The organism is Neisseria iguanae (assembly GCF_003013245.1).
GTDB lineage: Bacteria > Pseudomonadota > Gammaproteobacteria > Burkholderiales > Neisseriaceae > Neisseria > Neisseria iguanae.
Genome location: NZ_PXYY01000004.1, coordinates 20,407 through 43,922, shown reverse-complemented (window position 1 = coordinate 43,922; position 23,516 = coordinate 20,407). Strand labels below are relative to the sequence as shown.

Sequence of the window (23,516 nt, the reverse complement as noted above, 5' to 3'; positions counted from 1 at the left end):
CATGAACCAATCCAAGCCCCACGGTTTACGCCACAAATTGCCCAACCGCCGCCAGATTTTTGCTTCGCGCTGGAGCAAACCTTTTGCACTGCTGTTCGGCAAGCCTTATTTTTGGACACTCAACCGCCGACAAGCTGCGGTATCTGTTGCCGTCGGTATATTTTGCGGCTTAATACCCGGCCTCACCCAAATGCTCAGTGCACTCATCACCGCCTATTTCCTACGCACCAACCTGCCCCTGGCCGTCTTCAGCACGTTATACACCAACCCCGTCACCTATAATATGCCGCTCTATTATGCTGCCTACAAAATCAGCTCTCTGATTTTAGGCGTAGAAGCAGCAGATAAACTGGAATTTCCAAGCTGGTCTGTTGCACAATTTTTCAGTAAACTCGATACCTGGATTTCAGATGCCGGCAAACCTTTGTTGGCCAGTGTGCCAGTTTTGGACTCGATTTTGGCGGTGATTGGCTATGTCGCTGTTTTGGTCGCTGGCGGTTGCGTACCCAGTATTATTGGCGAAAACAAAAAGAAGCGCGTGAGTAAACATTGGCGGCGTTTGACGGCAAACGAAATCAACTTGGCACGCCGTGTTTTTTCAGACAGCATTGATTATGCTCGTGTCAAAATCTATTGCGGCATTCCTTATCTGCCCAACATCAACGTAGCCGTCGCACCGAACGGTCATGTCTTTTTCCCACGTCAAAACTGTCCGGCCGATTTTACTTTAGCCGGACAGAATTATCAAATGTGGCTGATTCACGAGCTAACCCATGTATGGCAATATCAGCTCGGCTTCAAAATATGGTGGGCAGGCATATTGCTGATGGCAGTAGGCGGCTATGTGCGCCGCAAAGCCTATATGTATCCGCCACCACACACCATTGCGCATTTCAGTAATTTGAATATGGAGCAACAAGCCGACTTAATCGCCCATTACTTCGCCGCTCGTTATTTGCCGCACAACGCCCATACCCAACACCTACCTGATTTTCAGACGGCTTTACAGCCGTTTTTATACAATCCCTTACAACGCAACCTGCTTCCCCGCTACCGCCGTTTCAATCTGGTTTAAATCCGTCTTTCCACCCATCCACCCATGACGGAAATTTTACCCTCATATATTATCGGTAGCGGATGAAATTCGCTATAATAACCAATTTAATATCAAGCGAACCACCATTACCCTACCTACTGAAAAGGTCGCCCAAATGCCTTGGAATATTCCCATTCTTCTCACTTGGATGCGCGTTTTGCTTATTCCGGTGTTTACCATACTCTTTTATCTGCCGGAAAGCTGGATAGACCCGCAAACCGTCAACTGGACAGCGGCCATTATTTTTGCCGCAGCCGCCGTCACTGACTGGTTTGACGGCTTTCTCGCGCGGCTATGGAAGCAGACCTCCGATTTCGGTGCATTTCTTGATCCCGTTGCCGACAAACTGATGGTCGCCGTTGCCCTGCTCCTGCTCATTAGTCTCGACCGCACTTACGTCATTTTCGCCATGATCATCATCGGGCGCGAAATCACCATTTCCGCACTGCGCGAATGGATGGCACAAATGGGACGGCGTAGCAGCGTGGCCGTGGCAACCATCGGAAAATTGAAAACGACCGCACAAATGGCCGCTATCTTATTGCTCTTAACCGGTTCGCCCAATTTTCACGGCCTCGACTTAATCATGATTGGTAACATGTTGATGTTTATCGCATCCGTACTCACCATTTGTTCGATGTTCTATTATCTGAAAATGGCATGGAAAGACATGAGGCAAAAAAGTTAAAAAACAGCACAAACCGCTTGACGATTGGAAGCAAATCCATAATAATGACGTCTTCTTTGTTACAACACGTAACAATTGGATTAAATTTGAGCGGGAATAGCTCAGTTGGTAGAGCGCAACCTTGCCAAGGTTGAGGTCGCGAGTTCGAGACTCGTTTCCCGCTCCATTCAAATTTAATCAAACGCGGGAATAGCTCAGTTGGTAGAGCGCAACCTTGCCAAGGTTGAGGTCGCGAGTTCGAGACTCGTTTCCCGCTCCAAAGTTTATCGTTAAATATGACACCGAATGCGGGAATAGCTCAGTTGGTAGAGCGCAACCTTGCCAAGGTTGAGGTCGCGAGTTCGAGACTCGTTTCCCGCTCCAAAGTTTATCGTTAAATGTGACACCGAATGCGGGAATAGCTCAGTTGGTAGAGCGCAACCTTGCCAAGGTTGAGGTCGCGAGTTCGAGACTCGTTTCCCGCTCCAAAATAACAAAGTTGTTTGAAATAGTACAGCTTTTTTATTGGCGGGATAGCAAAGTGGTTATGCAGCGGATTGCAAATCCGTCTACGCCGGTTCGATTCCGACTCCCGCCTCCACTTCCAATAGTTTTATTCTGATAAACCTATTGCCCGGGTGGTGAAATAGGTAGACACAACGGACTTAAAATCCGTCGGCCCTAAACCGGCCGTGCCGGTTCGATTCCGGCTCCGGGCACCAATAAATCTATGAATTTATTGAATAATCTAAGATGATCAATTACCAAAAGACAGCTTATAATTCAGGCTGTCTTTTTGCTTTGTGCCCAATTTGTGTCCAAAATTTTCAAGGTCATCCAAAACTTCGGCATGGGCTATCAGATGGTCAGTCGCTAAATGTGCGTAACGCATAACCATATCTAACCGTTCCCACCCTCCCATTTCTTTTAGAGCAACTAGAGGTACTCCGCGCTGGACTAGCCAGCTTGCCCACGTGTGCCGGATGTCGTGCCATCTGAAATTAGAAATGCCCGCCCTTTCCAACGTGCGTTTCCACATTCTGCTCGACAATGCCGTTATGGGTTTGTTTTCTCGATTGGTGAACACATAAGTTTTGTGTATTCCCATTCGTTCCGATAAGACCCGTATCGCAACATCGTTTAGCGGCACACCAATCGGTCTGCCTGCTTTGGCTTCATCGGGGTAGATCCAAGCCGTCTTACGGTCTAAATCGACTTGTTCCCATCGTAAACCAAACACGTTACGTTGCCGTAGCCCTGTACAGAAACTGAATTTGGCAATTGCACGCCAATGATCGTCCGGCAATGCGTTGATTAGCCGCTCCGCTTCTTCAGGTTTCAACCAACGAATACGCTTTTCTGCCTCTTTTTTCAGCTTCAGCTTTGGAACTTTGTCAATCCAACCCCATTCGTTTTGAGCTTTGTACAAAATAGACCGTATCAAAGCAATATAACGGTTTTTGGTACTGTTGCTACAAGGCAGTCTGTCCACCACATCCATAATGAAATCACGGCTCAAATGATGTAGATAGACTCCGCGCAATTTCGGCAACATCCGCAAGCGGCAGATGTCGTCTTTGATACTTTTTTTATCGGATTTTTCTTTAATCCACCTGACTGCGGCCTCCTCCCACAGCCGTTTCGGTTTTTCGTCAAAATGTTCGTGCTGCCATAACTCGTATGTTAATTTATCATGAAGCTTTTGCGCTTCCTTTTTGTTTTTGGTTCCAACAGACTGTCTAATTCTGCGGCCGCTTTCTGTTCTAATATCGACGTAGTAAACGCCGTTTCGTAAGTAGATCGGCATTTTGCTTTACTCCTGTGTTCGAGCGAAGCCTGCACTTGTTCATTTTCTTTTCGCATCAGAAAAACGTCAAGTGCGGCTTGGGTAATACAATAACGGCGGCCAGGTCGGCTGGCCTCGAGCATGCCTTTACGGATGTATTGTCGGATGGTTTCGGCGTGGCATTTGCAGTATTCTGCTGCCTCTTCCACGGTGTAGGTTTTACTCATTCTGCCTCCCGCATCACTTCGAATACTTTAAACGGTGCAGTTTCGGTCAACTGTTCCAGTTTTCTGAGTGCCAAATAGCGTTTGATGCGCGGTTCGAGCATCAGATAGTATTCTTCATTGACATAAAAAAGCAGGCACATATCGTTGCCTGCTTCCGTCTGCACCGGTATCAGCCGGTAATGTGGATAATCTTCCTCTGCCGGAACTACAATGGAAGGTATCTTTACCGTACTGACGGGATTTTTTTTGTCAATCAGCATTGGTGCTTCCTTTTTTCTATTTCGTTTTGGAGTCGGTAAAAACCGCATACTTTTTCAGCTTTTTCAGCAAACGTTTGCCGCCAGCCGTTGGCAGAGCTCGAACGACTCAGGGCAATGTTTGCCTCGTAAACGGCATCTTTAAATTCGATAATTAAAACCAACGGCCAACTGCCGATTCCTTCTGGCGGCTTTGCAAGCAGGGTCTTGTAACTTTTCTCATCCACATCAACCTCCTCTCCAAAAAAACCATCCCACTATCAGCAACACTGCCAAAGCTGCCGCCACAGTACAGACGACCAGTCGTTCCAGCCTTTTGACCAGCCGTCCGTTGGCTTCTTCCGTATCACGGGCGATACGTTGGGATACCGAACCATAGATTTTTTGTTCGGACTCGGCAATCTGTCCATTGGCATATTGCGCCAGCTCTGCCAGCAGTTGTTCCCGGTACTTTTCCAGCTTGGAGGCGGCAGCGGTGATGTTGCCTTCACGGACTTCCAGCTCCTCCAAAAATGCCAGCCTCTCTTCCGCTTGCTGCTCCGCAAAGGTGTCAAAGGCTTGACGGATAGACTGTTCCTGCATTAGCAACATCACGACGATTGGATCGTCTTCCGTCAGCCTTGTTCCGGAGTGTCGGAACACTTCGGCAATAACTTCAGACGCCTTATTTTCCATCTTCCCCACCATTCAAAGCATTTGCCATCACCGGCAGGCTTTCCAGTTTGGCGAAAATATCGCGCTTCACGTTCCGGAGTCGTTGTTTGGGCATAAACGTCATTTCTGTCGTAGCATCCACCTCGTCAAAAGTCAGATGCAGTTTGGTCATTTGTTCAATGTCTTTGCCGTACGTGTCGGGATTACGTTTTTCCACACGCACAATACCGATAATGCGGTCTTTGTGTTTTTGGTAAACACCGAACTGTTCGAACGGTTTGCCAGCATTCTCCACTGCGCCGTGGAACTCGTTCAGCCAAACTACTACTTCAGCGTCGACGTCGTTCAAAATCCGTCCCAAACTTTCGATGCAGTCAACCTGCGCCTGTCCGCCTTCAATCGGCACATGAAGAATCAGGCGCACACCTGATTCTCGAAGCAGTTCGGCGATGTTGTTTTCAGCGATATACGACATCAGTGGAATAAAAGTGTTGGAACCGGTATCGACAATGCCTATACCGTCTTTTTCCAAAAACTGCTCAACCAGTCCGTCAAAATTACGAATATCCACGTTGTTGTCCCGTGTCAGAATATTGATAACATGGACATTCAATGGCTTGTATCGGCTCAGTGTACGGTTGCTCGTGTCGGTATCGTAGCAATGAACTTCGACCTGATTGGCAGCCTTTGCCGCCACATATTGTGCGTATGAAGCACAACAAAACGTTTTTCCGCAGCCGCCTTTGCTCTGCACTATCAAATTCACTTCTTTCATTGTTCCAACCTTTCCTGATTGTTTTTTCGTCATAAAAAAATACCGCAGTCGCGGCTATTAGGATTTCTCACACATCAAAACCCGCCTGTTATACGGTCTTTGATCTGTAAAAAGCCCCGCGGGAAGGAAAACCCGCAGGGAACAAACGTGTCGGACATCAGGAAAGGGTTTGCCCGAACACAGGAGGAAAAATCGGACCAGATGTTTCGTTGGTTTTCAGACGTTTATCGAACATCTACCCAACGACCATCGGTTTTCTCTTCGCCTACATAACGCACTTTGTCGCCAGTGGTTGTCAAACCATGTTCAAAATATGCTTTGCAGTATTGCGGTTTATCGGGACGGACACGGAATTTTTTTACCAACTTACAGTTTTCCTGTTTGGTGTAGTTTCGGCCAAGACGGTTATAGGTTTTCTGTTCGCAAACCTCTTCCCATGCCGAGTAACGCATCATTCGATTCAACTCTTTTGCATCACAACGACCGGCACCTTCCGCGATGGCATCTACTAATCCAGCCATTTCCCGATTTTCAGAACTTGCCGGACACATCTTTAAAAAGTTCCGACGTGCTTTGAGAGTATCCCCCAACTTTTTATGCCGGATCGAAAAATACCGCTTAATCGAAGCGGTACACTCGCTTGGACGGTCGCCTGACGACAGACACAAAATCGCTTCACACGCCAAGCGAGTATCACCCGTCAGCACATCGTCGGCATAAGCCGCAGGAGCAGCCCCCAGCATGGCGGCCGCCAGCAAACCCAAAGATTTATTCATACACACACCTTTTTAAATTTCCGCCGAACAGCGGGTATTGAAATAATGGATGAAAAAAAGGATAATCTGCGTACCCCTACGAGATTATCCAATTCTCCCAAAGCCGCCTTTGAAAGAAAGCGGCTTTTTTATTGCCAAGCAACCGTTCGAACCTGAAATTTGCGACCGTCCTGAACGATATTCACGCATAAATCACTATTACCACGCATCAACAGGTCAACCTGCTTGGATGCAGCCTTCATGCTTTCGTAAGTGCCAATCACAATTTGTTTGACGGGCTTGCGGAGTTTTTTCATGTTGCTTCCTTTCGCTTTTAGATAAATTGAAGGCCGTCTGAAACGTTTTCAGACGACCTCAGAATTTAATTGCAGGGCTTCCACCTGCTCCCCGACCTGTTGCCGGTAGTCAGCCCTTAACGTCAGGCAGGACGTTTGATATAGTCAGGTCTCCTACAACCAACTTTATCAAAAAAAGGTAAATCCATGAGATCGCCAAAACCACCTTCAATCTTGGATGCCATCAATCAGCAACTTGAATATTTAAACGATGAAGTTGACAGCCTGTCCAGGGATGTAAGCGAATTGTCCTTTAAATGGGATATGCGCGAAAATGTTAGGATAAATGGGACAGATAAACTGTTAGAACATTCCCTTCTTTTATCGGTTTTATTGTTTCGAGCCATAAAAGAGGACAAAGGAGAATTGTTGGATATGGCAGAACAGGAACTGCATTCACTTTTGAAAACAGCAGTTGACAGCAAAACCAATCTTTCTGTTTCTTCCCGTTTTTGGCAGCGTTTGATTGATGCTTGCGGCGATACGTACGACACGAGAAGCCTCAAGAGTTCGATAAAATAATGTTTATCCTCTAGCCTTTAAAATTTCCCTCAATACAGCTTCAACCTCTTGTGTTGCCCCCTCGATGGAAACCTGTTTCTGCCCGAAAATACTGGCGAAGAACGCTTTAACCAGCAGTTTCCGTTCTTCCTTGCTGTAATCGTCTTGGGGAATCACGCCCTGTGAAATCATGCGCTCCAGCATTTCACGTTCTTCCTGATCGCGGCGGTATTCCACTGCATGGCGCAGTTTGGCATCTATGTTTGCCTTCAGTCGGACTAAGGTATCGTTTTCTTGCTTCATTTCGCTTCTCCGTAAAAACAGGCTGAAATGCAGGGTTTCCACCTGCTCCCCGACCTGTTGCCGGTAGTCAGCCTTATCAGGGCGTCGCTCAATACGGCAGGGTGTGATAAATACCATACCGCCGATTTTTACCCTCCCGTTACTGATGGTTGTTCACGGGCGAAGTGTTTGTTCACACAACATCACACACGGACGGTATCGGAACCGCTCAGTCTTCCTTTCTCTCGAGCCGCTGAGTTGCCCGCCGCCTTTTGTGTAGCTAGGCGGTAGAAAAGGTCGTCTGAAACTTCTAACGACCTGAAGAACAAAATCTGATTATTCCAAAGAGGATTTACTTATCTAATGATTCAATTTTTGCCCTAAATTTCAGCTCCCGATCACGGTTTTGGCAGTCAGTCATAATATCTTCGATGTTTTCGAGTGTAATGATTCTCCCAGCTGTACATCTTTTCAAATTGGTCTTTTGAATATCCGTACCACTGATAGGTATATGCTCATATTGGTTTATTGCAACAAGAGAAAAAAATAAAGCTAAATACAAGGCAAAACCGCAGCCTGAAATAAGATACGAGCGTAGGCCATCAGCGGATTCATCAAAAACCATTGAAAAAACAGCGATTATGCAAATTATAATCGTGAAAAATATCCAAGCCTTACCACTAGGAAGGCCATAATCATTAAATAACAAACTAAGTATTAGCGCCATCGTTCTCAACCTTCCCGAAAAAATTCCGCAAACCGCCCCTCAAACTCCGCCGCCACCTCATCAATATCGTCAAAATCGCTGTCTTTCCAAAGATCACTGCCCTTCAGATACCACTCAAACTTCCACCAGTAGTCATTTGCGATGCACGATGTGACGAATGCGTCATCGTGATTCTCACGGTTTGCCTCAAAAATTTCCTGTCCCGATCGCACATAAACCGCCGAACGTTTTTCAAAATGATCACTGATTTCTGCTGCTTTGATTTGCAGGGCTTTAATTTCATCTTTTGTCATATTTGTCATAACTTCGCCTTTGAACTATAATAAACTATTTGAAATAATAAACTTTATTATTATTTCGAATGAACCCAAACGGAAACCCACTTCTTGCACAAGTGGGCTTGGATTTGGATACATGTTTAAAGACGGGTAGAGCCGTCTGAACATTTGGGCATACGCCCTATCGGATTTTTCCGATAAATACCCGCTCACGGCGGGGGAAAAGAAAAACCAAATGTATTTTGCAGCTTGTCCGCAGATTATCGCTGCTGCATCGGGAGTACGTCCCGATTAAAAAATACGTCCAACTTGCCGCCTGTTACCGGACCCTCTCATCAGGCTACCCGGATGCGCGGCATTTTTTTTTGGCAGGTTGAAAGCTGCCAGCAACCGTTTGTTCTAACCCAAAGGCTCGATCGCCTTTTCTACGCCTGTTTTTTCGGGGTTTATACTCCGAAAAAACTCCGAAGGCCGGTTGCTTCGTTCCAAAGATTTAAAGAGCGTTTAATTTCGATGAATCTAATTTTAAGATAACTTAAATAATTAAGCAAGCTGAAATTTAAGATATCTTTATTTTTTGTAATTGGGCTTACCCATGTCTTTGTTTTATATATAAAATAAAAGGTCATCTGATAACTCAGACGACCTTTTATTGGGAGAATTAGACTTTTTATCGCTTCCTTCGAAAAATGCGATGTTCAATCATGGTACCAATAATTTCAATGGTGTGACGTGAAGAAGAGAACGGTGGAAAGTCCCGATTTAATGGAGAAAGAGAAAAACATTCGGGTTCTCCGTTCACAGAACTTACTACTTGATATTTTCTGAAGACGACATCCTTATCAATGCGAGCAACTACAAATTCACCAGGTTCAGGCTTTTGTTCTATATCAACGACGATCAAATCTCCTTCTACAAAATCTGGATTCATTGAATCACCGGAAATTTTCAATGCGAAGCATTTGTTGGGGTCATGGATATTACTCATAAGATAAGCTCCTTTTATTGGATTGGGTATTGGTATCCGCAGATTCCAATTTTCTATTTGAGCAACATCCAAAACGGGAATTTTCCGATTGTTTGAATCCTCTATAAAAACTACATTGGTGTTTGTATCTTCGCCTTCACCTTTTAAAAGCCAGCCTAAATCGCAACCGAGTACTTGAGATAGCTCGTATAAATTTTCTGCATTAGGCTTAGTCGTATTTGATTCCCACTGGGAAATTGCCACGTGGGAAATATCTTTGAGCTTCTTCGCCAGTTCTTGTTGAGTCCATTTGAACTCTTTCCTTTTTTGCCGAATCCGTTGTCCGATTGTCTTATTCACGATATTAGCCTGCTTGAGAAGTATTTAAGTTATCTTAACCCATCTTGCTTTAAGTTTTCTTCACACTTATAATTTAAGAATACTTAAAATGACAGGTAAAAATTATGTTGAAAGCAGATGTCCTAAAATTCTTCGGCTCTAAAAGTGCTACCGCTCAGCACTTGGATGTTAGCCCTTCAGCAGTCACTCAATGGAAGGATATTATTCCCGAAAAACAAGCATATAGGATTGAGAAAATCACAAATGGAAAATTGAAAGTCAATCCTTCTCTTTACAACAAGAGAAAATAAATAACCATGCTCACCGCTGACATCCGCCATCACATTACAACGGACTTCGTGGTTTATCGCGAGTTCGGGCTTTTGTGCGGCTCTAATATCCATGCGGCGACATTGTTGACGGGGCTGTTTTGGTGGAGCGACTTGGCCGATAAAGAGCCGAAGCGTCAGGGTTGGTTTTACAAGACCGCTGTCCAGTTGCTCGCTGAGTTGGGCTTAACCCGTCGCGGCTACGAAAAAGCGCGGGAATTTTTATTGGGCAAAGGCGTGATCCAATGCCGACGCGCAGGCGTACACGGCAGAATGCACTGGCAGCTCAACAAAGAGCGTTTATTGGAGCTTTGCTATCTAGTTAAAGGCGAGGCAGTGCCGCAATTCGACAGCCGTTATCATATCGATACCGACAATTTCCGCCTTGAGAAGTGGATTAACCTCACACTTTGGAATGACTTTTTAAAGATGCGTGCCGAAAAAGGCAAGCCCCTCAATATCAAGCAGAAAAAAAACCTGCTCAACCAGCTCAAAGACCTCAAAAACAAAAACTACGACCTCGATGTCGTGATGCAGAAATCGATTCTGAACGGTTGGGCGGGCTTCTATCCATCTGACCGTTCCTCCAATATCCCCGCGCCGTCCACATCCGAGGCGGCCACGCGCAAAGCGCGGGCTGAGTATGAAGAGCAAATCAAACAATCCTCCCATCCGCCCCCTGATACTGGTGGGCAGCGGAATCCCGATAATCCCGATCGCCAAAATCTCAAAAACCTCTTTAGGAAAAAACAGTAATCATCAGGCTGTTGGCACCGCCACGCCCAAATGCTGCTCCGGCAGCTTTTTTTGCGCCCTTTGAAGCCGGAAAGGTCGTCTGAAAGGCTTTTTTGCCTGTTTTTCGGCGCAGATTGGGATATGTCCACCTGTTTTTCCATCCCATCTTCCTATTATTACCCAAATCAGATGATAAAAATCAGCTTTTTTGTTTGAAATAAGTAATTGAAAATACTGTGTTTGTACATATTGATCAAAGAACATTGGCTTTTGAGGACAGAGAACTTTGTCCCCATAAGACGACCTTTATACAAAGACCACGATCACAGACCACTATCAAAAAATATTACAGGCGGCCGCCTGATTGTTTTTTGTGCAATTTATGGCTGATACAGATGGATATTGACGTTTGGGAGGATATAGAGCGTTTTTGAGGGAGGGATATGTACAGGTTTTGTGGATAAATGGGTTGAGACGAGATACAAAGTAAGGTAAAGTTACCTTACTTTGTTTGATGGAGATTAATCATGGGAACGGCTTTGAGATTAACCGCTAAAAATCAGGTTACGCTGAAAAAAGAGTTTTTGCTGCATTTGGGCATTACTGCCGGAGACAGAATCCATGTCAGCAAACTGCCTAACGGCGAGCTGCGGATACGGGCAGAAAAAAAGAATACTGTATCTCACAAATCATTTAGGGATTTCGCCGGTTGTTTAGGCAATCCGCATGATGTCCATCTATCCATTGACGAGCTGAACGAAGCTATTGCCGATGCTGGGGCAGCGGCAGGTTCTGAAGGATTGAAACTCAAATGAGGCAGATTGCTATTGATACCAATGTTTTGGTACGGTTGTTCGTTGATGACGATTTGGTACAAAGAGATAAGGCATTGGAATTACTGGAAAGTGCTGATAGTGTGATTGTGCCAACCACGGTATTTTTAGAATGCGTATGGGTTTTGACCCGTAGTTATAAAATGGAAAAAAACCTTGTTTTGCAACAACTTCGCAGTTTTTCCGAATCTATCCCCAATTTGGTTATTCAGGAGGACGAGCTGGGAGCGGGGTTTGCCATTATGGAAGACAATGGCGACTTTGCCGACGGAGTCAACGAGTTTTTGGGACGCATGATGGGAGCATCGTGTTTCGTTACTTTTGACCGTAAGGCAGCAGTTTTGCTTGAAAGTAAGGGCTTGGTAGTCGAGCAGATTAAATAATTCGTTATTGTTGGTACAGCCGTCTGAGTGAATCAGACGGCTTTTTTACATCAGTTCATCAACGTCAATTTTACGGTTCAAGTCAAACTTGCCGATGATTGGACGTCCCGATATTTCAGAGTTAGTTTGTTTTTGGTCAGGATCTGTCTGAGTAACAGTGCTGGCCTGTCTGTTTCTGACTTGTACGGAATCATTAATAGATTGATGATTTATTTCGGGTGAGGCGACAGTTTTACCGGTATGGCTACGGATAAACCTGTTCAAAGTTGGCTGGCTTACTGTCATTCCTTTTTTTTCAAGCAGGAATCTCAGAATATCTTTTTCTGAGTAACCCAAGTTTTTTAATGTGAAAATCTCTCCGGCAAAGGCATCAAGTTTGGATTTTTTGCCTGACGGGGCATTATTCTTCACGAAGTCTTCTAAATCACTCATATACGTATCTATTCATTTATATTCACATATAAGTGTCAATATATACATATTTATTCCAAAAATCAATATTCTTAATCCAAAATATACTAAATAAATTATAAATAATCATTATTTATATAATTAGTATGTCAAATAATCAAATAAATACATTTCCATACTTCAGTATATTCACACATATCCAAGTCCATGCGTATCACCTCCTCAAAGTAACGCCTATATCCCATATAAACAGCAAATCAAAACAAGACGCAGGATAGGCAACGAGTGCCAAAAAACGCCCTAAAGCGTTTTTTCAATTCCGCCCAAAAGGGCGGAAACGCCGCAAAGCGGCTGAAGGTTTGAAACAACCATCGGGGGCAGCGGCCGCCGTGTTGTTGGTTGATGTCTAAATTTCAAAGCGCAAAAAGTCCAGACCAAGACAAGTGTCTTTGCACGGCTTCCACCTTTTCCACCACGCCACGGGCGCACCGGACAAAGATGAAAGCCGCACAAAGCCAGTCTGGACTTTTTGCGCTTTGAAATTTTTTACGACATCACAACACGGCGGCCGCTGCCCCCGATGGTTGTTTATTTATGAATGAACATTTATGAAAGGATTATCAAATGGGACTTGATATGTACGGCTACACCATGAATGCCGAGTTTGTCGGCGACCGTCAAACCGATGTGAATGTGAGTGAAGATGAACGCGATGAAGCAGAACTGAATCAATTTGCGTACTGGCGGAAGTTTAACCATCTTCATGGCTGGATGGAAAAACTATATCGGCAAAAAGGCGGTAAATGCGATGTATTTAATTGTTGTACGGTGCGGCTGGAACTAGAAGATTTAGAACGGCTGGAAGCTGATTTAAATGAAGAAAAACTAGAACACACGCCGGGCTTTTTCTTTGGAGATTCACAAATTTATCCCGAAGACATTACAGAAACCAAAAACTTTATAGCGAATGCGCGATTAGCAATAGCCGAAGGACGGGCAGTTATTTATGACAGTTGGTGGTAATGGCATTTAAACGGTTTCGGGCGGCAAAGGTCGTCTGAAACCTTCGGGAGCAAAAAATGGAAAACACGGTTAAAGACCTGAAAAAGCTTATTTATTCATTTGGTGCGGCATATAAACCGTCTAATGTTTTTCGTGATTTCGTGGAGCTGGCAGCCCTTGCGATTTTTAATAGTTATATGCGGGATGATGGTTGGGTAATACGCGAGGAGCGATACCACACTATCCGCCGAGAATATAAAGAAGAGGCTTTTAAAATCTTTCCTGAGCTGTTGGGCGTTTTAACTTCAGGCTGTCTTCATGCAGGGAACGTCGGAAGCTACGAAGATTTTTTGGGTGAGCTTTATATGGACTTGGGCGCGTCAAACGAGCGTAACGGGCAGTATTTTACGCCGATGTCAGTGTCAAGGGTGATGGCGAAACTGGCAGGAATCGACACGGCGGAGAAACTGGAGAAACAAAGATTTGTATCCTTACTTGAACCATGTTGCGGGAGCGGTGCGAATCTGCTTGCCTTTGCTGAACATATCGCCGATAGCGGAAAAGTTCCGACTTTACATATGGCAGCGGTTGCGGTGGATATAGATGTTTTGTGTGTGTGGATGTGTTTTGTGCAATGCCATTTTTACGGTATACCCGCGAAAATCATACATGGAGATAGTTTAAAAAACGAATTTCATACGGCATGGCGGACGGTGCATTGGTTGCGTGGCGGTTTTGAAGACGATATGAGAGCTGAAATTGAAGCCGAAAAAAAAGCCGCTTTTGACGCAAAACAGCACAGTCAAGATGAAACGAAGATAACCGCTCCATTGTTGACTTTAGAAGAGCAATTAGTTTTGTTTTAAGGTGAGCATTAAAAAAGGTTGTATAAGGGCAACACATTTTATAGGTTTGTACAAAAAATTATCTATGGTGTAGGAGTTTACGATGAAGATAATCAATGAAGTTTGAAGATTATAAGGCGAATTATTTACCATTACTAAAATATAAAGGTTATCTGAAGTAGCGGTTTTAGATGACCTTTATATGCATAAGGGAACTTAACGTCAAAAAACGTCCGCCGCAGCCCCGTTACCGCCTCTCTATGTTCGGCAGAAACGTCCCCACGCCCCCAAGAGAAAAACAGACTTAGGCAACTTTTCTGGCACCTTCGGCAACCTGCAAAATTGCCACGCCTATTTTTCTCTTGGGGGCGTGGGGACGTTTCTGCCGAACATAGAGAGGCGGTAACGGGGCTGCGGCGGTCGTTTTTCTTGGGAGAGAATTTGTAGTAGATCATTAAAGTCTCAAGAAAATAAAAGATTGTTGGATGAACCGGTTCAATTTGTTCATACTCAACAATTAGATTTTAAAAAAAGTGTACTGCGATATTTACCAGCCCAATCTCCCCAAGGTCTACTGAACAAAAAAGTATTATTGGTAGGACTTGGAGCGATTGGGGGATATATGGCAGATGCATTAACAAAAATTGGAGCAGGAATTGAGTCAGATTTTGTTTTGGTTGATAAAGACCAGTTTCTGGCAGAAAATGTATCAAGACATCTTTTGGGATTGTTATATTGTGGTCAGTTCAAGGCATCTGCCATAAAACAACATCTAGCTGAAAATACCTTTTTTCAGCAAAAAAAATTCGATGTGAAATTAAAAACATCTCATCATTTGATTCAAAGTTTTTTGAGAAAGACAATTTTGATCTGATTGTAGATGCAACAGGTAGTCTTGAAGTTCAAGAGTATCTAAATGAAACTTTGCAGAAATTACCGAAGGAAAAACGACCAATTCTTCAACACCTTTGGATTTTTGGTAATGGCGAGTGTGTACAGGGTTTATGGATTGATCCTGCACAGCAAGTTAAAGAAGGTGGTTGCATTCAGTGCTTAGGTTCGTCTGCCGATGGTTTCCATCAAGAATATTTACCAATTAAGGACATTTCGCCGGAACAGCGTATAGGTGTGTGTTCTGCATTTACACCTTATGCGGTATCAGGGGGAATGATGGCTACTTCATTGGGAATAAATATGATTCTAGAGTGGTTGAGCACGGGCAAGATTGAGAAAAATTATCAAACACGTTATAACTCAATTCACTATCTGAATAAAATAGAAGATATTAATTTAATTGGGAATGACAAATGTCAATTTTGTGGAGTATCAGGTGAATTAAATGAATATAAATGAATCTTTCAAGATTTTGTCATTAACTGGTGGTGGATATCGAGGATTGTATACCGCTACGGTTTTAGAAAATATTGAATCCCATTTAAAAAAGAAAAATAAAGATGATTGTATTGCGAATTATTTTGATCTAATCACAGGAACATCAATTGGTGGCATTATAGCTTTAGCATTAGCCTACGAAATCCCTGCCAAAGATATAGTTAATATTTTTGATAAGAATGGAAAACAAATATTTAAAAAAAACCATTTTACTTTTTTAGGAATTTACAAAGCCAAGTATAAATCCGACAGGTTAAAAACTATTTTAACTGAGTGGTTCGGCGACGCGAAATTAGGAGATTTAAAACATCCAGTAGTAATTCCATCAGTTGATTATACGGTCGGTAAACCTGTAACCTTCAAGACCGCCCATAACTGTGATTTTATACGAGATTGCGAATTAAGAATTGTGGATGTTGCTTTAGCCACCTCTGCTGCTCCAACCTTTTTTAAACGACATACTATTAATAAAAGTGAATATGTTGATGGGGGATTGTTTGCTAATAGTCCAAGTCTAATTGGTTTGCACGAAGCAGAAAATTATTTCAAACAAAATACAGAGAATGTAAAAATACTTTCCATTGGTACCATGTCATCTAAAAAGACAATTAATCCAAATACGAACAAAAAAGGCGGGTTAGTTGACTGGGGAGAGGGAAATTTCATAAATGCAGCAAAAAATATTATCGAGCTTACCCTAAGTTCCCAACAATTATTTATGCAACAAATAGTTAAGCATAGAATAAAAGAAAATTTAGTCGAAATAGACGAAAATTTAACTGAAAGTTCGGCTAAGTATGTTGGTTTAGATAACGTGACTGATTCTGCCAAACAGATCTTGATATCCAATGCAAATCAATCATCTAAGGCTGCGTTTGGAAAAGAAAAAGTACGAGCATTTTTTGACGAACATGTAAAAGCACCTCGGTTTTTTAATCGTTGATGCAAATCCTTGAGTAAAATATTTATAAGAATTGGATGGTTGTCCTAGATCACAAAGGAAATTAAGTTCAAGTTAGAATTATCCCTATGAGAAGAGGTTGCTAAAATCATTATGATTAAAACCTTACAACATTATAGATGCAGATTGTTATAGAACTATAATGTTCTGATTAGATGGAGTTGAGAATTTTGGAAATTTAGTTAAATGTCAGCGGTTAAGCCGGAGGGTTTGAAATGGTCAGCAGCAGAATCAGTAGCTTTAACTGTGTTGTCTATATGGTAAACGCGCACCACTACGATGCGTAAAGCAACCGACAATTTTATAGAGGTCAGATGGAAATTTAACTAACTAGTGTTTGAGATTATAGTACTGATAATTTAGACATTAAAAAACCCTGTGGTCGTACCAAATCTTGTACGACCACAGGGTTTTTTTGTTTGTCAGTCGGTTAAGAGAGCTGTTGTTAGGTATGGACTATTTTTTACCACCTAGAAACGGGTTGATGACTTTTAATCCGGCTGCGGTAAACGGAGTCGTATCTCGGGTAGCTACCGTCATATGGTGGTAACAGGCTATGGCCGCAATATAACCGTCTGCCGCCGCAACGGTGAATCCTGCCGCCCGCGCTGTTGCACGGACTTTGGCATAAGTAGTGGCAGCTTCGATGTCAAAATCCAAAATTCGGTCTGAAAATACAGGTAATATTGTTTCTTCCAATTTTTCCAATAACAACCATTTTTTTCCGCCTTCGGGAAGGATGGCGATGCCGAAACGCAGTTCCGCCACGGTAATGCTGGAAAGATATAGTGTTTCCACCGGTTGTCTGTCTAACCAAGCGATGACGGCAGAATCAGGCTTGGGGCGGAGCGGTTCAGAAATGATATTGGTGTCCAGCAGAATCATTAAAACCGTACCTCAGTTTGCTCTTTCCGTTCTATGTCTAAATCCACACCTCCTGCTTCTCGACCGATATCGGATAACAGTGAGCCAAGACGGACACGTTGTTTGGGGCGTGCAGCTTGATCCAGTATCAGCCGTATTTCGGCTTCCGTACTCCGACCGGCGGCTAAGGCACGTGCTTTAAGGGCTCGATGGGTCTCTTCGGATAGGTTTCTGACTGTAATGGAAGGCATATCCGTTCCTTTCGAGGTTGTTTGAATACTGTCAAATGCTATCATTTTTGCAAATTGATAGCAAGTGAGATGGGTATTTCCTATAAACAAAAAAGCCCGGCCGCAGCACCGTTTCCAGTGCTGCGGCCGGGTTGTCGTTGCCGTATGGTTTCTGCAAATATGGTTTGTAGTATGTACGGATTCAAAACTACCGTGTCAACCCGTCATCCCCGTGTTCATGATGCGGGGACGGTTTTTCTGCAGATTGGCTATTGCTGCGTTCCAATGAAGTTTCTCCGACAATGGATCGACCGGCTGCCGCAACGGCAATATCCTGCATAAGCTTCGCTTCCGTTTTATGTCCGCTTTCCGACAATTTTCGTGCAAGATTGCTGAATTGCTCGCTTTCATCAAGTTGATGCTTCAGGTTTTGGGTCAGTTTTTCAGCAGTCATGCCGTTGTTGACGGCTGTATCAAACTGTTGCTGCGCCTTAGTATCACGCGGTTGAGCGGCGGTTTCTTTGGCCAACCGGCTGATGATACGTGCTTCGGTCTTATGTCCCATTTTGTACAGCTCTTTGGCTATTTTGCCGTACTCATCCACTATCAGCCCGCGGGTGTGCATTATTTTCTTCCAAGACTTATGTGTCGGTCGTTCGTTGTGTTTGACGGCTTCAATCAGTTCTTCAGCCTGTTGCCGGTAGCGGTTCGGTACTTGGCCGCGTGATTTTATGGCACGAAAGACACTGTTTTCCGGTTTTTGCGTTATTCCTCGATGCTGTCGCCTAGTGGCGGCGCACTGTACACCTTCTTCACGGAGTTTTTCGGCAAAGCGAACACGCCATTCGAACAGGTCGTTTTTACGCGGATTGAGCCGATCACCGAACTGATTACGCACTAGTACGCATAGGTGGACGTGTGGATGCGGCGGCTCCCCCTCTTTGTCCGACTCGTGGTGCAGTGCAAAGGCGTATTTGTGCCCCTCAAATTGCTCGGCAGCAAAGTTTCGGGCAGCATCCAATACAGCTTGCGGCGGTGTACCTGGCGGCATCGACAGTACGATGTTTAATGCCTCTTTATGCTTGGTGTGTTCGGCAATACCCAATCGTTTCCAATCCTCCACCAAGTCACGTACCGCCCGTTTACCATTTAAGCGTTCGCCGTCATTGGTTTCAACCTGTATTTTGCCGTTGCGTGATACATAGTCCAAATGGCCGCGTACTCCGGCAATCCCTTTTGAATTACTGCTGAGGCGGCGAGGTATTTTTACCATTACTTCGGGGTGCTTGAGAGCGGCGGCCTTAAGATTGGTTAGGCCGCTGCCGGATTTCAGCGGTTTTGACGGGCGGCGGCCGTGACCCAAATACAAGCCGCCCCGGTCTTTGGATTTGACGGCACGGGTTTTATAACCTAAAAACCAGTCGTCTATGGGATTGGTCGCCATAGTCTGCCTCCTTATTTTTTACGCCTTCGCTGGGTATGCAGTACCCGCCCGACGCGCTCGGTATGGTTGTTGATGATTTCGCGCAGTTCGGCGATGTATTGTGATGTCAGAGAGACAGGTTCGCCCGCATTGAGTTTGTGGGCGATTTGGTTGAGATTTCGTCCGATACTCAAAAGTTGGTAATTTGAATGGTGTAATTCGTCCAGTTCGACGGCGGAAAGGATGGGATGGCGGCTGATATGTGTCTGTATGATGTCGCGTACTGCATCGTTGATCGTGCCGCCACGCTGTTTAGCAGCCTCTTCCAAATAAGCACGGTCTTTTTCCGGTAGCCGGATGGTAATACGTTTGTTGCTTTTGGGCGGCGGCAGTGAAACTGGTTCAGGTTCTGCGGCTTGTTCTAATAAAGATTGTGCTGTTTTCTTAAGCAGCAGAGAAATGCTATTTTTGCCGTATCGCATCACAGCTAAGGCGCGCAATGATGACTGTTCATTTTGGGATAGACCGAACACCCTGATCGGGCTGCTTTTACCATTTTCATTATTCATACGATTACTCAAAAATAAGGCCGTCTGATGTTCAGACGGCCTTGAAGGGTAGAATTCAATAGAGGAGGGGAGAAACACCGTATCGGATCAAAACCAGGACTATCCGATTACTTGTCCTGTTCCTTGGCAGTTTCAATAATCTGCGACTCGTAAAAATTAGCCCGCGCTTTTACTTGCATATCGGGCGGCATGTCGTGGACTGCTTTTTCCATCAGATACTCTTTAAATTGCCGCTTCTGTCTTTCGGGTTGCGTCAAAAAAGTATCCTGCATCAGGTAACGATGTTTGGCGGTGTGTAGCCGTTCTTCAGGGGAAGACGGTACCACGTCCCGGATAGTGGGCACTTCCTTAACGCCTGTTTTTTCCAATGCCCCCTCCTGTGCACTGTATAGATGCTCTTTCTCTGCCTTGTGCAGTGTACGGATATGGTTGTAGGTATCGCGGAATTTCTCAAACTGCTCTTTCGGTAGTTCGTTGAGGTAGGCATAACCGAACTCCTGTTCGTCCGTGTGCCAAATAATTCTTGCTTTGTCCACGCCATTGACAAAAAAGCGGTTCGGGAATTCCCTCCATTGGGTAATTTCGCCAGACTCAATCATCGGTTTCAAAAACTCGGGAATGTCGGCATTACTCACACGCTCGATGTTATCTTGAGATTTCACAATTTCCCTTCTGCTGCACGGTTGTTGAAGTTCATTTGCCATCGTTTTACTCCAAAAAAAAAAACGGTCTGAAACAATGCTGTTTCAGACCGTATGGTTGAAAGACAAACTTAACGACCCTGTTCCATTTCCTGCTCTTTCTCATGTTGCCGATCCCGGTCGTTCTGTTGCCGTACCTGATCCAACGAATGCTGCGGGCTTGGTATCTGAACCGGTTTGGGTAAATCCAGCTTCGACCCCTTCATTTTCTCGGCGGTATGTTCGTAATAGTTGGCCAAGGCCAGTTTTCGTGCATCTCCTTTCACCCCCCGAATTGCATCCATAACGTTGCGTTCGTGGAATTGCAGGTGGGATTTGTTGGCTTTGGACAGCTTTCCGGCCTTGGTCATATAGACGGCTTTGGACGATTGCAGCCGGGTATCCAGCGCGTCAGATTTCATCTTGGCCGCGCGTACCGCCACTTCGGCAGGTATTTCACCCTGGCCTATACCCTGTAACGGTACGCCTGCTTGGGTATCGGCGGTATGGGAAGTATTGATGGTGGCATCGGAAGGTGTTTTGCTCCGCGCCAGCATTTCGTCTGCCTTCGACAGGGCGGCGGTGTCAGGTTGCGAGACAGAGGTTTCATGCTCTTTCTGTTTGTCCTGTTCGCGTACGATTTCCATGTCAAACATGTTACGGTATGCAGCCTTGGTTTCCATACCGGTAACTTTGCCGTCTTTGTCGTAAATCGGTACTTCCACTTCTACCGGCTGCCTACCCAACGAATGAAGCCGGATGCGGTCACCGACTTCTGCGCCGCTGCGGTCCATTGCGTCAGGAATGTCCACACCCCATACCGTGCGCTCTTTGCCGTCCCGTTCCAGTACGATATACGGGCTTTCCTTATTTTGGGCATTATGAAGATAGGGGGCGCTGCCGACGGTCACGATACGCTCGCCCTCGGCAGGTACGGATGACTGTTCGCGGGTTGGCACTGCCTTTTCAGACGACATATCACGATTTTTGTTATGTTGGGGGAATGGAGAATTGCCTTCTCCGGCTTTAACCGGTTCTTGCGTGTGCTGTTCTTCCACGCCGTTCAATGCCCGTCCCTCACGCAGGTGGTCGAGATAAGCCAAATCTTCTTTGGTCGGACGGTAGCCGGTGGTACGGATCCCCCGGCTTTCTGCTGCAAGAAACATTGCGCGCTTAAATTCTTTGCTGCCCGTCAGTTTGATGTTGTCCCAGCCTTTTTCTTTGACTACTTCCAACATATCATTGACGGTTTGCGTATCCGAACGGGCCGTACTTAATTTGTTGCCTTTGTCGGTAAACATTACGGTCGTGCCGTTTTCGGCAGACATATATTTACCGTCTGAAACGATATAACGGTGGGCAATACTGTCCGGCGGGATATTGTAGTTCAGATCGAGAACGGCTTTTCTTCCCTCATTTTGCAAAGCCCGCAGCGGTTCGGTATCCGATTCCTGTTGTGGTGGCCGCTCGGCTCTATCTGGAGCTGGGATGGGACGGTCGCCGGGCTGCGGCGACTGCCATCCTTGTTCAGTCTTGGTAAACATGACCGTCCGACCACTTTCGGTAATACCGTAATAAAAATTGATGTCTCCCGCAGCATCCAAGTCTTTCTGTATGGCTTCGGGTGAGGTGCGGACATAACGTATATCGGTTCTGGCATCATCGAGTTGATACTTGGCAAAGTCGGATTCGTAAAAATATTTTGCCTTGCCGTGCGCATCTGTTTCCAACGGTGGAGCGTCGCCGAAATGACTGCCGGTACGGCCGATACCGTATGGATGATCGGGATCAATCGGCTGATAAGGTTCGGTTGTCCGTTCACGCCATTTTTCCGCGTATTCGATGCCGTTGGCTTCTGCCTGACTTGAGGTTACAGCTTGCAATGTTTCGGTTTGTTGAATCATCTCTTCTTCCTTCTGTTTGCCGGACTGTTCGGATGCAGGGCTTTCAGACGACCTGACCGAGGATTCTGCCGTATGACCACGCTCCGATGCTTGCTGCCGTGCCTGCCATTCAGCAATCTCGTCTGCAATGGCCTGTTCCATATCTGTATCAAGCTGGATGCGATGCTCGGATTCAGGAGCGGCCAGATTCCGACCTTCTGTCAAAGCCTTTCTGACGGCTTCGATGCCCGCCAACTGGTGCAGGTCGTTGTAGTCGCTCGGCAGTTTTGGTCTGCCTTGTTTATCCATTCCCGCCGTCTGTTGAAACTTCTGAATCTGCTGCATACTGAATTCCGGCTCGATGGCAATAGCTCGACCATTGAATAAGGCCGCCGCCTGCTGGGCAGAATGCAAACCTTTTCCCGATGCGTCGTTATCGACCGCAATCGTTACTTTGGTGTCGGATGGTAGATTTCGCGCCAGTTTTTCGGACACCTTGACCATATTGTCTGCATCGAAAGCTACGATAACAGGCTGTCCAGTCGCTTGATGGATACTGGCGGCGGTGGCAAAACCCTCTGCTATCACCACGCCGTTTGAAATTTTGGATGCATCGCCGATCACCGTATAACCGCCGTCTTTTCGACCGTCTTTCAAAAAGCGTTTGTTGCCGGTGGGATCAATAGATTGCAGGTTGTACAGTTGGCCGTCGTAGAAAACGGGGATTTGCAGTCTCAGACTGTCGTTGTATTCGTTTTGGCGGATACCTGAAACTACGGCGGGATCGGTTATGCCTTTGGCTGTAAGGTAGGGGTGTGCCAATGTGGCGGGCACACTCTGCGCCCATATTCTTTGAGCAGTCCCCTTTACACGTTCGTAACCCTCTTGTCGCAACCGCTCTGCTTCAAGCCGTTTGTTTTCGGATTCTGCCTGCCGCCGGGCTTTTTCGGCATCGGAAAGCGGAATATACGGTTTTTCAGGCCTCCAGCCGTTCTGCCGGGCATGATAAAACAATGTGCCTATACTAATATGCCCTGGTTTGAACGACTTCCATGCGGCTTTTGCGTCGCGGGCATTGTAACTGCCGCTTGTCTGAGACCATTCATCCCACAGGTGGAAACCGTCTTCACCCATTTCGTCTTTGACAGCTGCGCCCATACGTATCCACATATCGCGGTCGTCTGCACCGATATGGCTCAACGCCGCCCGAATTTCATCATATTCCGCCATTTTTGTTTCCTTCATAGTTGTTCATAAATGTCCTCCCAAAAGAAAACCGCCATTAACACCTGGTCAATGGCGGCAAATA

General features: G+C 45.3%; 32 protein-coding genes and 6 tRNA genes. 18 read left to right on the top strand and 20 right to left on the bottom strand.

All coding sequences use genetic code 11. The features are described from left to right. Window position 1 precedes the first annotated feature (1 nt). The 8 genes from C7N83_RS15605 (at window position 2) to C7N83_RS01275 (ending at window position 2,485) form a co-directional block, all read left to right on the top strand. Window positions 2–1,075: a DUF2062 domain-containing protein gene (locus C7N83_RS15605; protein ID WP_245911085.1), complete on the top strand. Its 1,074-nt coding sequence runs from the start codon at window positions 2–4 to the stop codon at window positions 1,073–1,075. A 136-nt stretch (window positions 1,076–1,211) separates the two neighbouring features. Beyond that, on the top strand, window positions 1,212–1,784 hold the full coding sequence (pgsA, locus tag C7N83_RS01305; protein ID WP_106740046.1) for a CDP-diacylglycerol--glycerol-3-phosphate 3-phosphatidyltransferase: 573 nt from the start codon (window positions 1,212–1,214) through the stop codon (window positions 1,782–1,784). Between the two features lie 90 nt (window positions 1,785–1,874). Next, window positions 1,875–1,950 (top strand) — tRNA-Gly (locus tag C7N83_RS01300). A gap of 17 nt (window positions 1,951–1,967) precedes the next feature. Then, window positions 1,968–2,043, top strand: a tRNA-Gly gene (locus C7N83_RS01295). 28 nt (window positions 2,044–2,071) lie between these two features. Continuing rightward, a tRNA-Gly gene (locus C7N83_RS01290) sits at window positions 2,072–2,147 on the top strand. A gap of 28 nt (window positions 2,148–2,175) precedes the next feature. Next, window positions 2,176–2,251 (top strand) — tRNA-Gly (locus C7N83_RS01285). Between the two features lie 39 nt (window positions 2,252–2,290). Further along, window positions 2,291–2,364, top strand: a tRNA-Cys gene (locus tag C7N83_RS01280). 31 nt (window positions 2,365–2,395) lie between these two features. After that, window positions 2,396–2,485 (top strand) — tRNA-Leu (locus tag C7N83_RS01275). Between the two features lie 35 nt (window positions 2,486–2,520). On the opposite strand, the gene C7N83_RS01270 is transcribed toward C7N83_RS01275, so the two are convergent. From C7N83_RS01270 to C7N83_RS14440, 8 genes are all read right to left on the bottom strand, one after another. Further along, window positions 2,521–3,564: a tyrosine-type recombinase/integrase gene (locus C7N83_RS01270; protein WP_146135068.1), complete on the bottom strand. Its 1,044-nt coding sequence runs from the start codon at window positions 3,562–3,564 to the stop codon at window positions 2,521–2,523. Beyond that, window positions 3,447–3,776, bottom strand: coding sequence for an excisionase family DNA-binding protein (locus C7N83_RS01265; protein ID WP_094105974.1), 330 nt, complete (start codon window positions 3,774–3,776; stop codon window positions 3,447–3,449). The genes C7N83_RS01270 and C7N83_RS01265 overlap by 118 nt, the downstream gene beginning before the upstream one ends. After that, window positions 3,773–4,036: a hypothetical protein gene (locus C7N83_RS01260; protein ID WP_009311191.1), complete on the bottom strand. Its 264-nt coding sequence runs from the start codon at window positions 4,034–4,036 to the stop codon at window positions 3,773–3,775. The genes C7N83_RS01265 and C7N83_RS01260 overlap by 4 nt, the downstream gene beginning before the upstream one ends. Next, complete coding sequence (locus C7N83_RS01255; RefSeq protein WP_106740042.1) at window positions 4,030–4,260, bottom strand: hypothetical protein; 231 nt, start codon at window positions 4,258–4,260, stop codon at window positions 4,030–4,032. The genes C7N83_RS01260 and C7N83_RS01255 overlap by 7 nt, the downstream gene beginning before the upstream one ends. Before the next feature lies 1 nt (window position 4,261). Next, window positions 4,262–4,720 carry a hypothetical protein gene (locus tag C7N83_RS01250; protein WP_245911084.1) on the bottom strand — a complete coding sequence of 153 codons (459 nt, stop codon included), beginning with the start codon at window positions 4,718–4,720 and terminating at the stop codon, window positions 4,262–4,264. Further along, window positions 4,698–5,462: a P-loop NTPase family protein gene (locus C7N83_RS01245; protein ID WP_106740041.1), complete on the bottom strand. Its 765-nt coding sequence runs from the start codon at window positions 5,460–5,462 to the stop codon at window positions 4,698–4,700. The genes C7N83_RS01250 and C7N83_RS01245 overlap by 23 nt, the downstream gene beginning before the upstream one ends. A gap of 224 nt (window positions 5,463–5,686) precedes the next feature. Further along, on the bottom strand, window positions 5,687–6,238 hold the full coding sequence (locus C7N83_RS01240; RefSeq protein WP_106740039.1) for a TrbM/KikA/MpfK family conjugal transfer protein: 552 nt from the start codon (window positions 6,236–6,238) through the stop codon (window positions 5,687–5,689). A 128-nt stretch (window positions 6,239–6,366) separates the two neighbouring features. Continuing rightward, a complete protein-coding gene (locus C7N83_RS14440; protein WP_019271420.1) occupies window positions 6,367–6,534 on the bottom strand; it encodes a hypothetical protein in 168 nt (55 codons plus the stop codon). Window positions 6,535–6,720: 186 nt separating this feature from the next. Here C7N83_RS14440 and C7N83_RS01235 point away from each other — a divergent pair, with 186 nt between their 5' ends. Continuing rightward, window positions 6,721–7,095: a hypothetical protein gene (locus C7N83_RS01235; RefSeq protein WP_106740037.1), complete on the top strand. Its 375-nt coding sequence runs from the start codon at window positions 6,721–6,723 to the stop codon at window positions 7,093–7,095. A gap of 3 nt (window positions 7,096–7,098) precedes the next feature. Here the strand turns inward: C7N83_RS01235 and C7N83_RS01230 are convergent, their stop codons facing one another. The 4 genes from C7N83_RS01230 to C7N83_RS01215 all read right to left on the bottom strand — a co-directional run bounded on the left by C7N83_RS01230 (window position 7,099) and on the right by C7N83_RS01215 (window position 9,688). After that, entirely contained in the window at window positions 7,099–7,377 is a 279-nt protein-coding gene (locus C7N83_RS01230) for a hypothetical protein (RefSeq protein WP_170064755.1), read from the bottom strand. Between the two features lie 331 nt (window positions 7,378–7,708). Then, window positions 7,709–8,083 (bottom strand): hypothetical protein, encoded by a 375-nt coding sequence (locus C7N83_RS01225; protein WP_106740034.1) that lies wholly within the window; start codon window positions 8,081–8,083, stop codon window positions 7,709–7,711. A gap of 5 nt (window positions 8,084–8,088) precedes the next feature. After that, window positions 8,089–8,385, bottom strand: coding sequence for a hypothetical protein (locus C7N83_RS01220; protein ID WP_106740032.1), 297 nt, complete (start codon window positions 8,383–8,385; stop codon window positions 8,089–8,091). Window positions 8,386–9,031: 646 nt separating this feature from the next. Beyond that, window positions 9,032–9,688, bottom strand: coding sequence for a LexA family protein (locus C7N83_RS01215; RefSeq protein ID WP_245911083.1), 657 nt, complete (start codon window positions 9,686–9,688; stop codon window positions 9,032–9,034). A 104-nt stretch (window positions 9,689–9,792) separates the two neighbouring features. On the opposite strand from C7N83_RS01215, the gene C7N83_RS01210 reads away from it, so the two are divergent. Together C7N83_RS01210 and C7N83_RS01205 are read left to right on the top strand one after the other, a co-directional pair. Then, window positions 9,793–9,978, top strand: a complete 186-nt coding sequence (locus C7N83_RS01210; RefSeq protein WP_003759576.1) for a Cro/CI family transcriptional regulator — start codon at window positions 9,793–9,795, stop codon at window positions 9,976–9,978. A gap of 6 nt (window positions 9,979–9,984) precedes the next feature. Continuing rightward, window positions 9,985–10,752, top strand: coding sequence for a hypothetical protein (locus C7N83_RS01205; RefSeq protein ID WP_106740029.1), 768 nt, complete (start codon window positions 9,985–9,987; stop codon window positions 10,750–10,752). Between the two features lie 3 nt (window positions 10,753–10,755). On the opposite strand, the gene C7N83_RS01200 is transcribed toward C7N83_RS01205, so the two are convergent. Then, complete coding sequence (locus tag C7N83_RS01200) at window positions 10,756–10,995, bottom strand: hypothetical protein (protein ID WP_106740028.1); 240 nt, start codon at window positions 10,993–10,995, stop codon at window positions 10,756–10,758. Between the two features lie 263 nt (window positions 10,996–11,258). Between C7N83_RS01200 and C7N83_RS01195 the strand changes: the two genes are divergently transcribed. Both C7N83_RS01195 and C7N83_RS01190 read left to right on the top strand, forming a co-directional pair. Continuing rightward, window positions 11,259–11,546 (top strand): AbrB/MazE/SpoVT family DNA-binding domain-containing protein, encoded by a 288-nt coding sequence (locus C7N83_RS01195; protein ID WP_106740026.1) that lies wholly within the window; start codon window positions 11,259–11,261, stop codon window positions 11,544–11,546. Then, the gene (locus tag C7N83_RS01190; RefSeq protein WP_003759582.1) at window positions 11,543–11,947 is read left to right on the top strand and encodes a type II toxin-antitoxin system VapC family toxin; all 405 of its coding nucleotides are present in this window, start codon (window positions 11,543–11,545) and stop codon (window positions 11,945–11,947) included. Before C7N83_RS01195 ends, C7N83_RS01190 begins: the two co-directional genes overlap by 4 nt. A gap of 45 nt (window positions 11,948–11,992) precedes the next feature. Here the strand turns inward: C7N83_RS01190 and C7N83_RS01185 are convergent, their stop codons facing one another. Then, window positions 11,993–12,379 (bottom strand): hypothetical protein, encoded by a 387-nt coding sequence (locus C7N83_RS01185; RefSeq protein ID WP_106740024.1) that lies wholly within the window; start codon window positions 12,377–12,379, stop codon window positions 11,993–11,995. Between the two features lie 603 nt (window positions 12,380–12,982). Between C7N83_RS01185 and C7N83_RS01180 the strand changes: the two genes are divergently transcribed. The 5 genes from C7N83_RS01180 (at window position 12,983) to C7N83_RS01160 (ending at window position 16,540) form a co-directional block, all read left to right on the top strand. Next, entirely contained in the window at window positions 12,983–13,381 is a 399-nt protein-coding gene (locus C7N83_RS01180) for a phosphoglycerate kinase (protein ID WP_106740022.1), read from the top strand. 56 nt (window positions 13,382–13,437) lie between these two features. Next, complete coding sequence (locus tag C7N83_RS01175; protein ID WP_106740021.1) at window positions 13,438–14,226, top strand: N-6 DNA methylase; 789 nt, start codon at window positions 13,438–13,440, stop codon at window positions 14,224–14,226. A 457-nt stretch (window positions 14,227–14,683) separates the two neighbouring features. Further along, a complete protein-coding gene (locus tag C7N83_RS01170) occupies window positions 14,684–15,079 on the top strand; it encodes a ThiF family adenylyltransferase (protein WP_170064754.1) in 396 nt (131 codons plus the stop codon). Window positions 15,080–15,129: 50 nt separating this feature from the next. Beyond that, window positions 15,130–15,558 carry a hypothetical protein gene (locus tag C7N83_RS01165; RefSeq protein ID WP_106740018.1) on the top strand — a complete coding sequence of 143 codons (429 nt, stop codon included), beginning with the start codon at window positions 15,130–15,132 and terminating at the stop codon, window positions 15,556–15,558. Next, complete coding sequence (locus tag C7N83_RS01160; protein WP_106740016.1) at window positions 15,545–16,540, top strand: CBASS cGAMP-activated phospholipase; 996 nt, start codon at window positions 15,545–15,547, stop codon at window positions 16,538–16,540. Before C7N83_RS01165 ends, C7N83_RS01160 begins: the two co-directional genes overlap by 14 nt. A gap of 474 nt (window positions 16,541–17,014) precedes the next feature. On the opposite strand, the gene C7N83_RS01155 is transcribed toward C7N83_RS01160, so the two are convergent. The 6 genes from C7N83_RS01155 to C7N83_RS01130 form a co-directional block, all read right to left on the bottom strand. Continuing rightward, window positions 17,015–17,443 carry a type II toxin-antitoxin system VapC family toxin gene (locus C7N83_RS01155; RefSeq protein WP_106740014.1) on the bottom strand — a complete coding sequence of 143 codons (429 nt, stop codon included), beginning with the start codon at window positions 17,441–17,443 and terminating at the stop codon, window positions 17,015–17,017. Further along, window positions 17,443–17,673, bottom strand: coding sequence for a FitA-like ribbon-helix-helix domain-containing protein (locus C7N83_RS01150; RefSeq protein WP_049231193.1), 231 nt, complete (start codon window positions 17,671–17,673; stop codon window positions 17,443–17,445). Before C7N83_RS01150 ends, C7N83_RS01155 begins: the two co-directional genes overlap by 1 nt. A gap of 187 nt (window positions 17,674–17,860) precedes the next feature. Beyond that, window positions 17,861–19,096, bottom strand: a complete 1,236-nt coding sequence (locus C7N83_RS01145; protein WP_106740013.1) for a relaxase family protein — start codon at window positions 19,094–19,096, stop codon at window positions 17,861–17,863. Between the two features lie 11 nt (window positions 19,097–19,107). Beyond that, a complete protein-coding gene (locus tag C7N83_RS01140; RefSeq protein WP_106740011.1) occupies window positions 19,108–19,644 on the bottom strand; it encodes a ribbon-helix-helix domain-containing protein in 537 nt (178 codons plus the stop codon). A 107-nt stretch (window positions 19,645–19,751) separates the two neighbouring features. Beyond that, entirely contained in the window at window positions 19,752–20,348 is a 597-nt protein-coding gene (locus tag C7N83_RS01135) for a hypothetical protein (RefSeq protein WP_106740009.1), read from the bottom strand. 68 nt (window positions 20,349–20,416) lie between these two features. After that, entirely contained in the window at window positions 20,417–23,437 is a 3,021-nt protein-coding gene (locus C7N83_RS01130; protein WP_106740007.1) for an LPD7 domain-containing protein, read from the bottom strand. Between the last annotated feature and the right edge of the window lie 79 nt (window positions 23,438–23,516).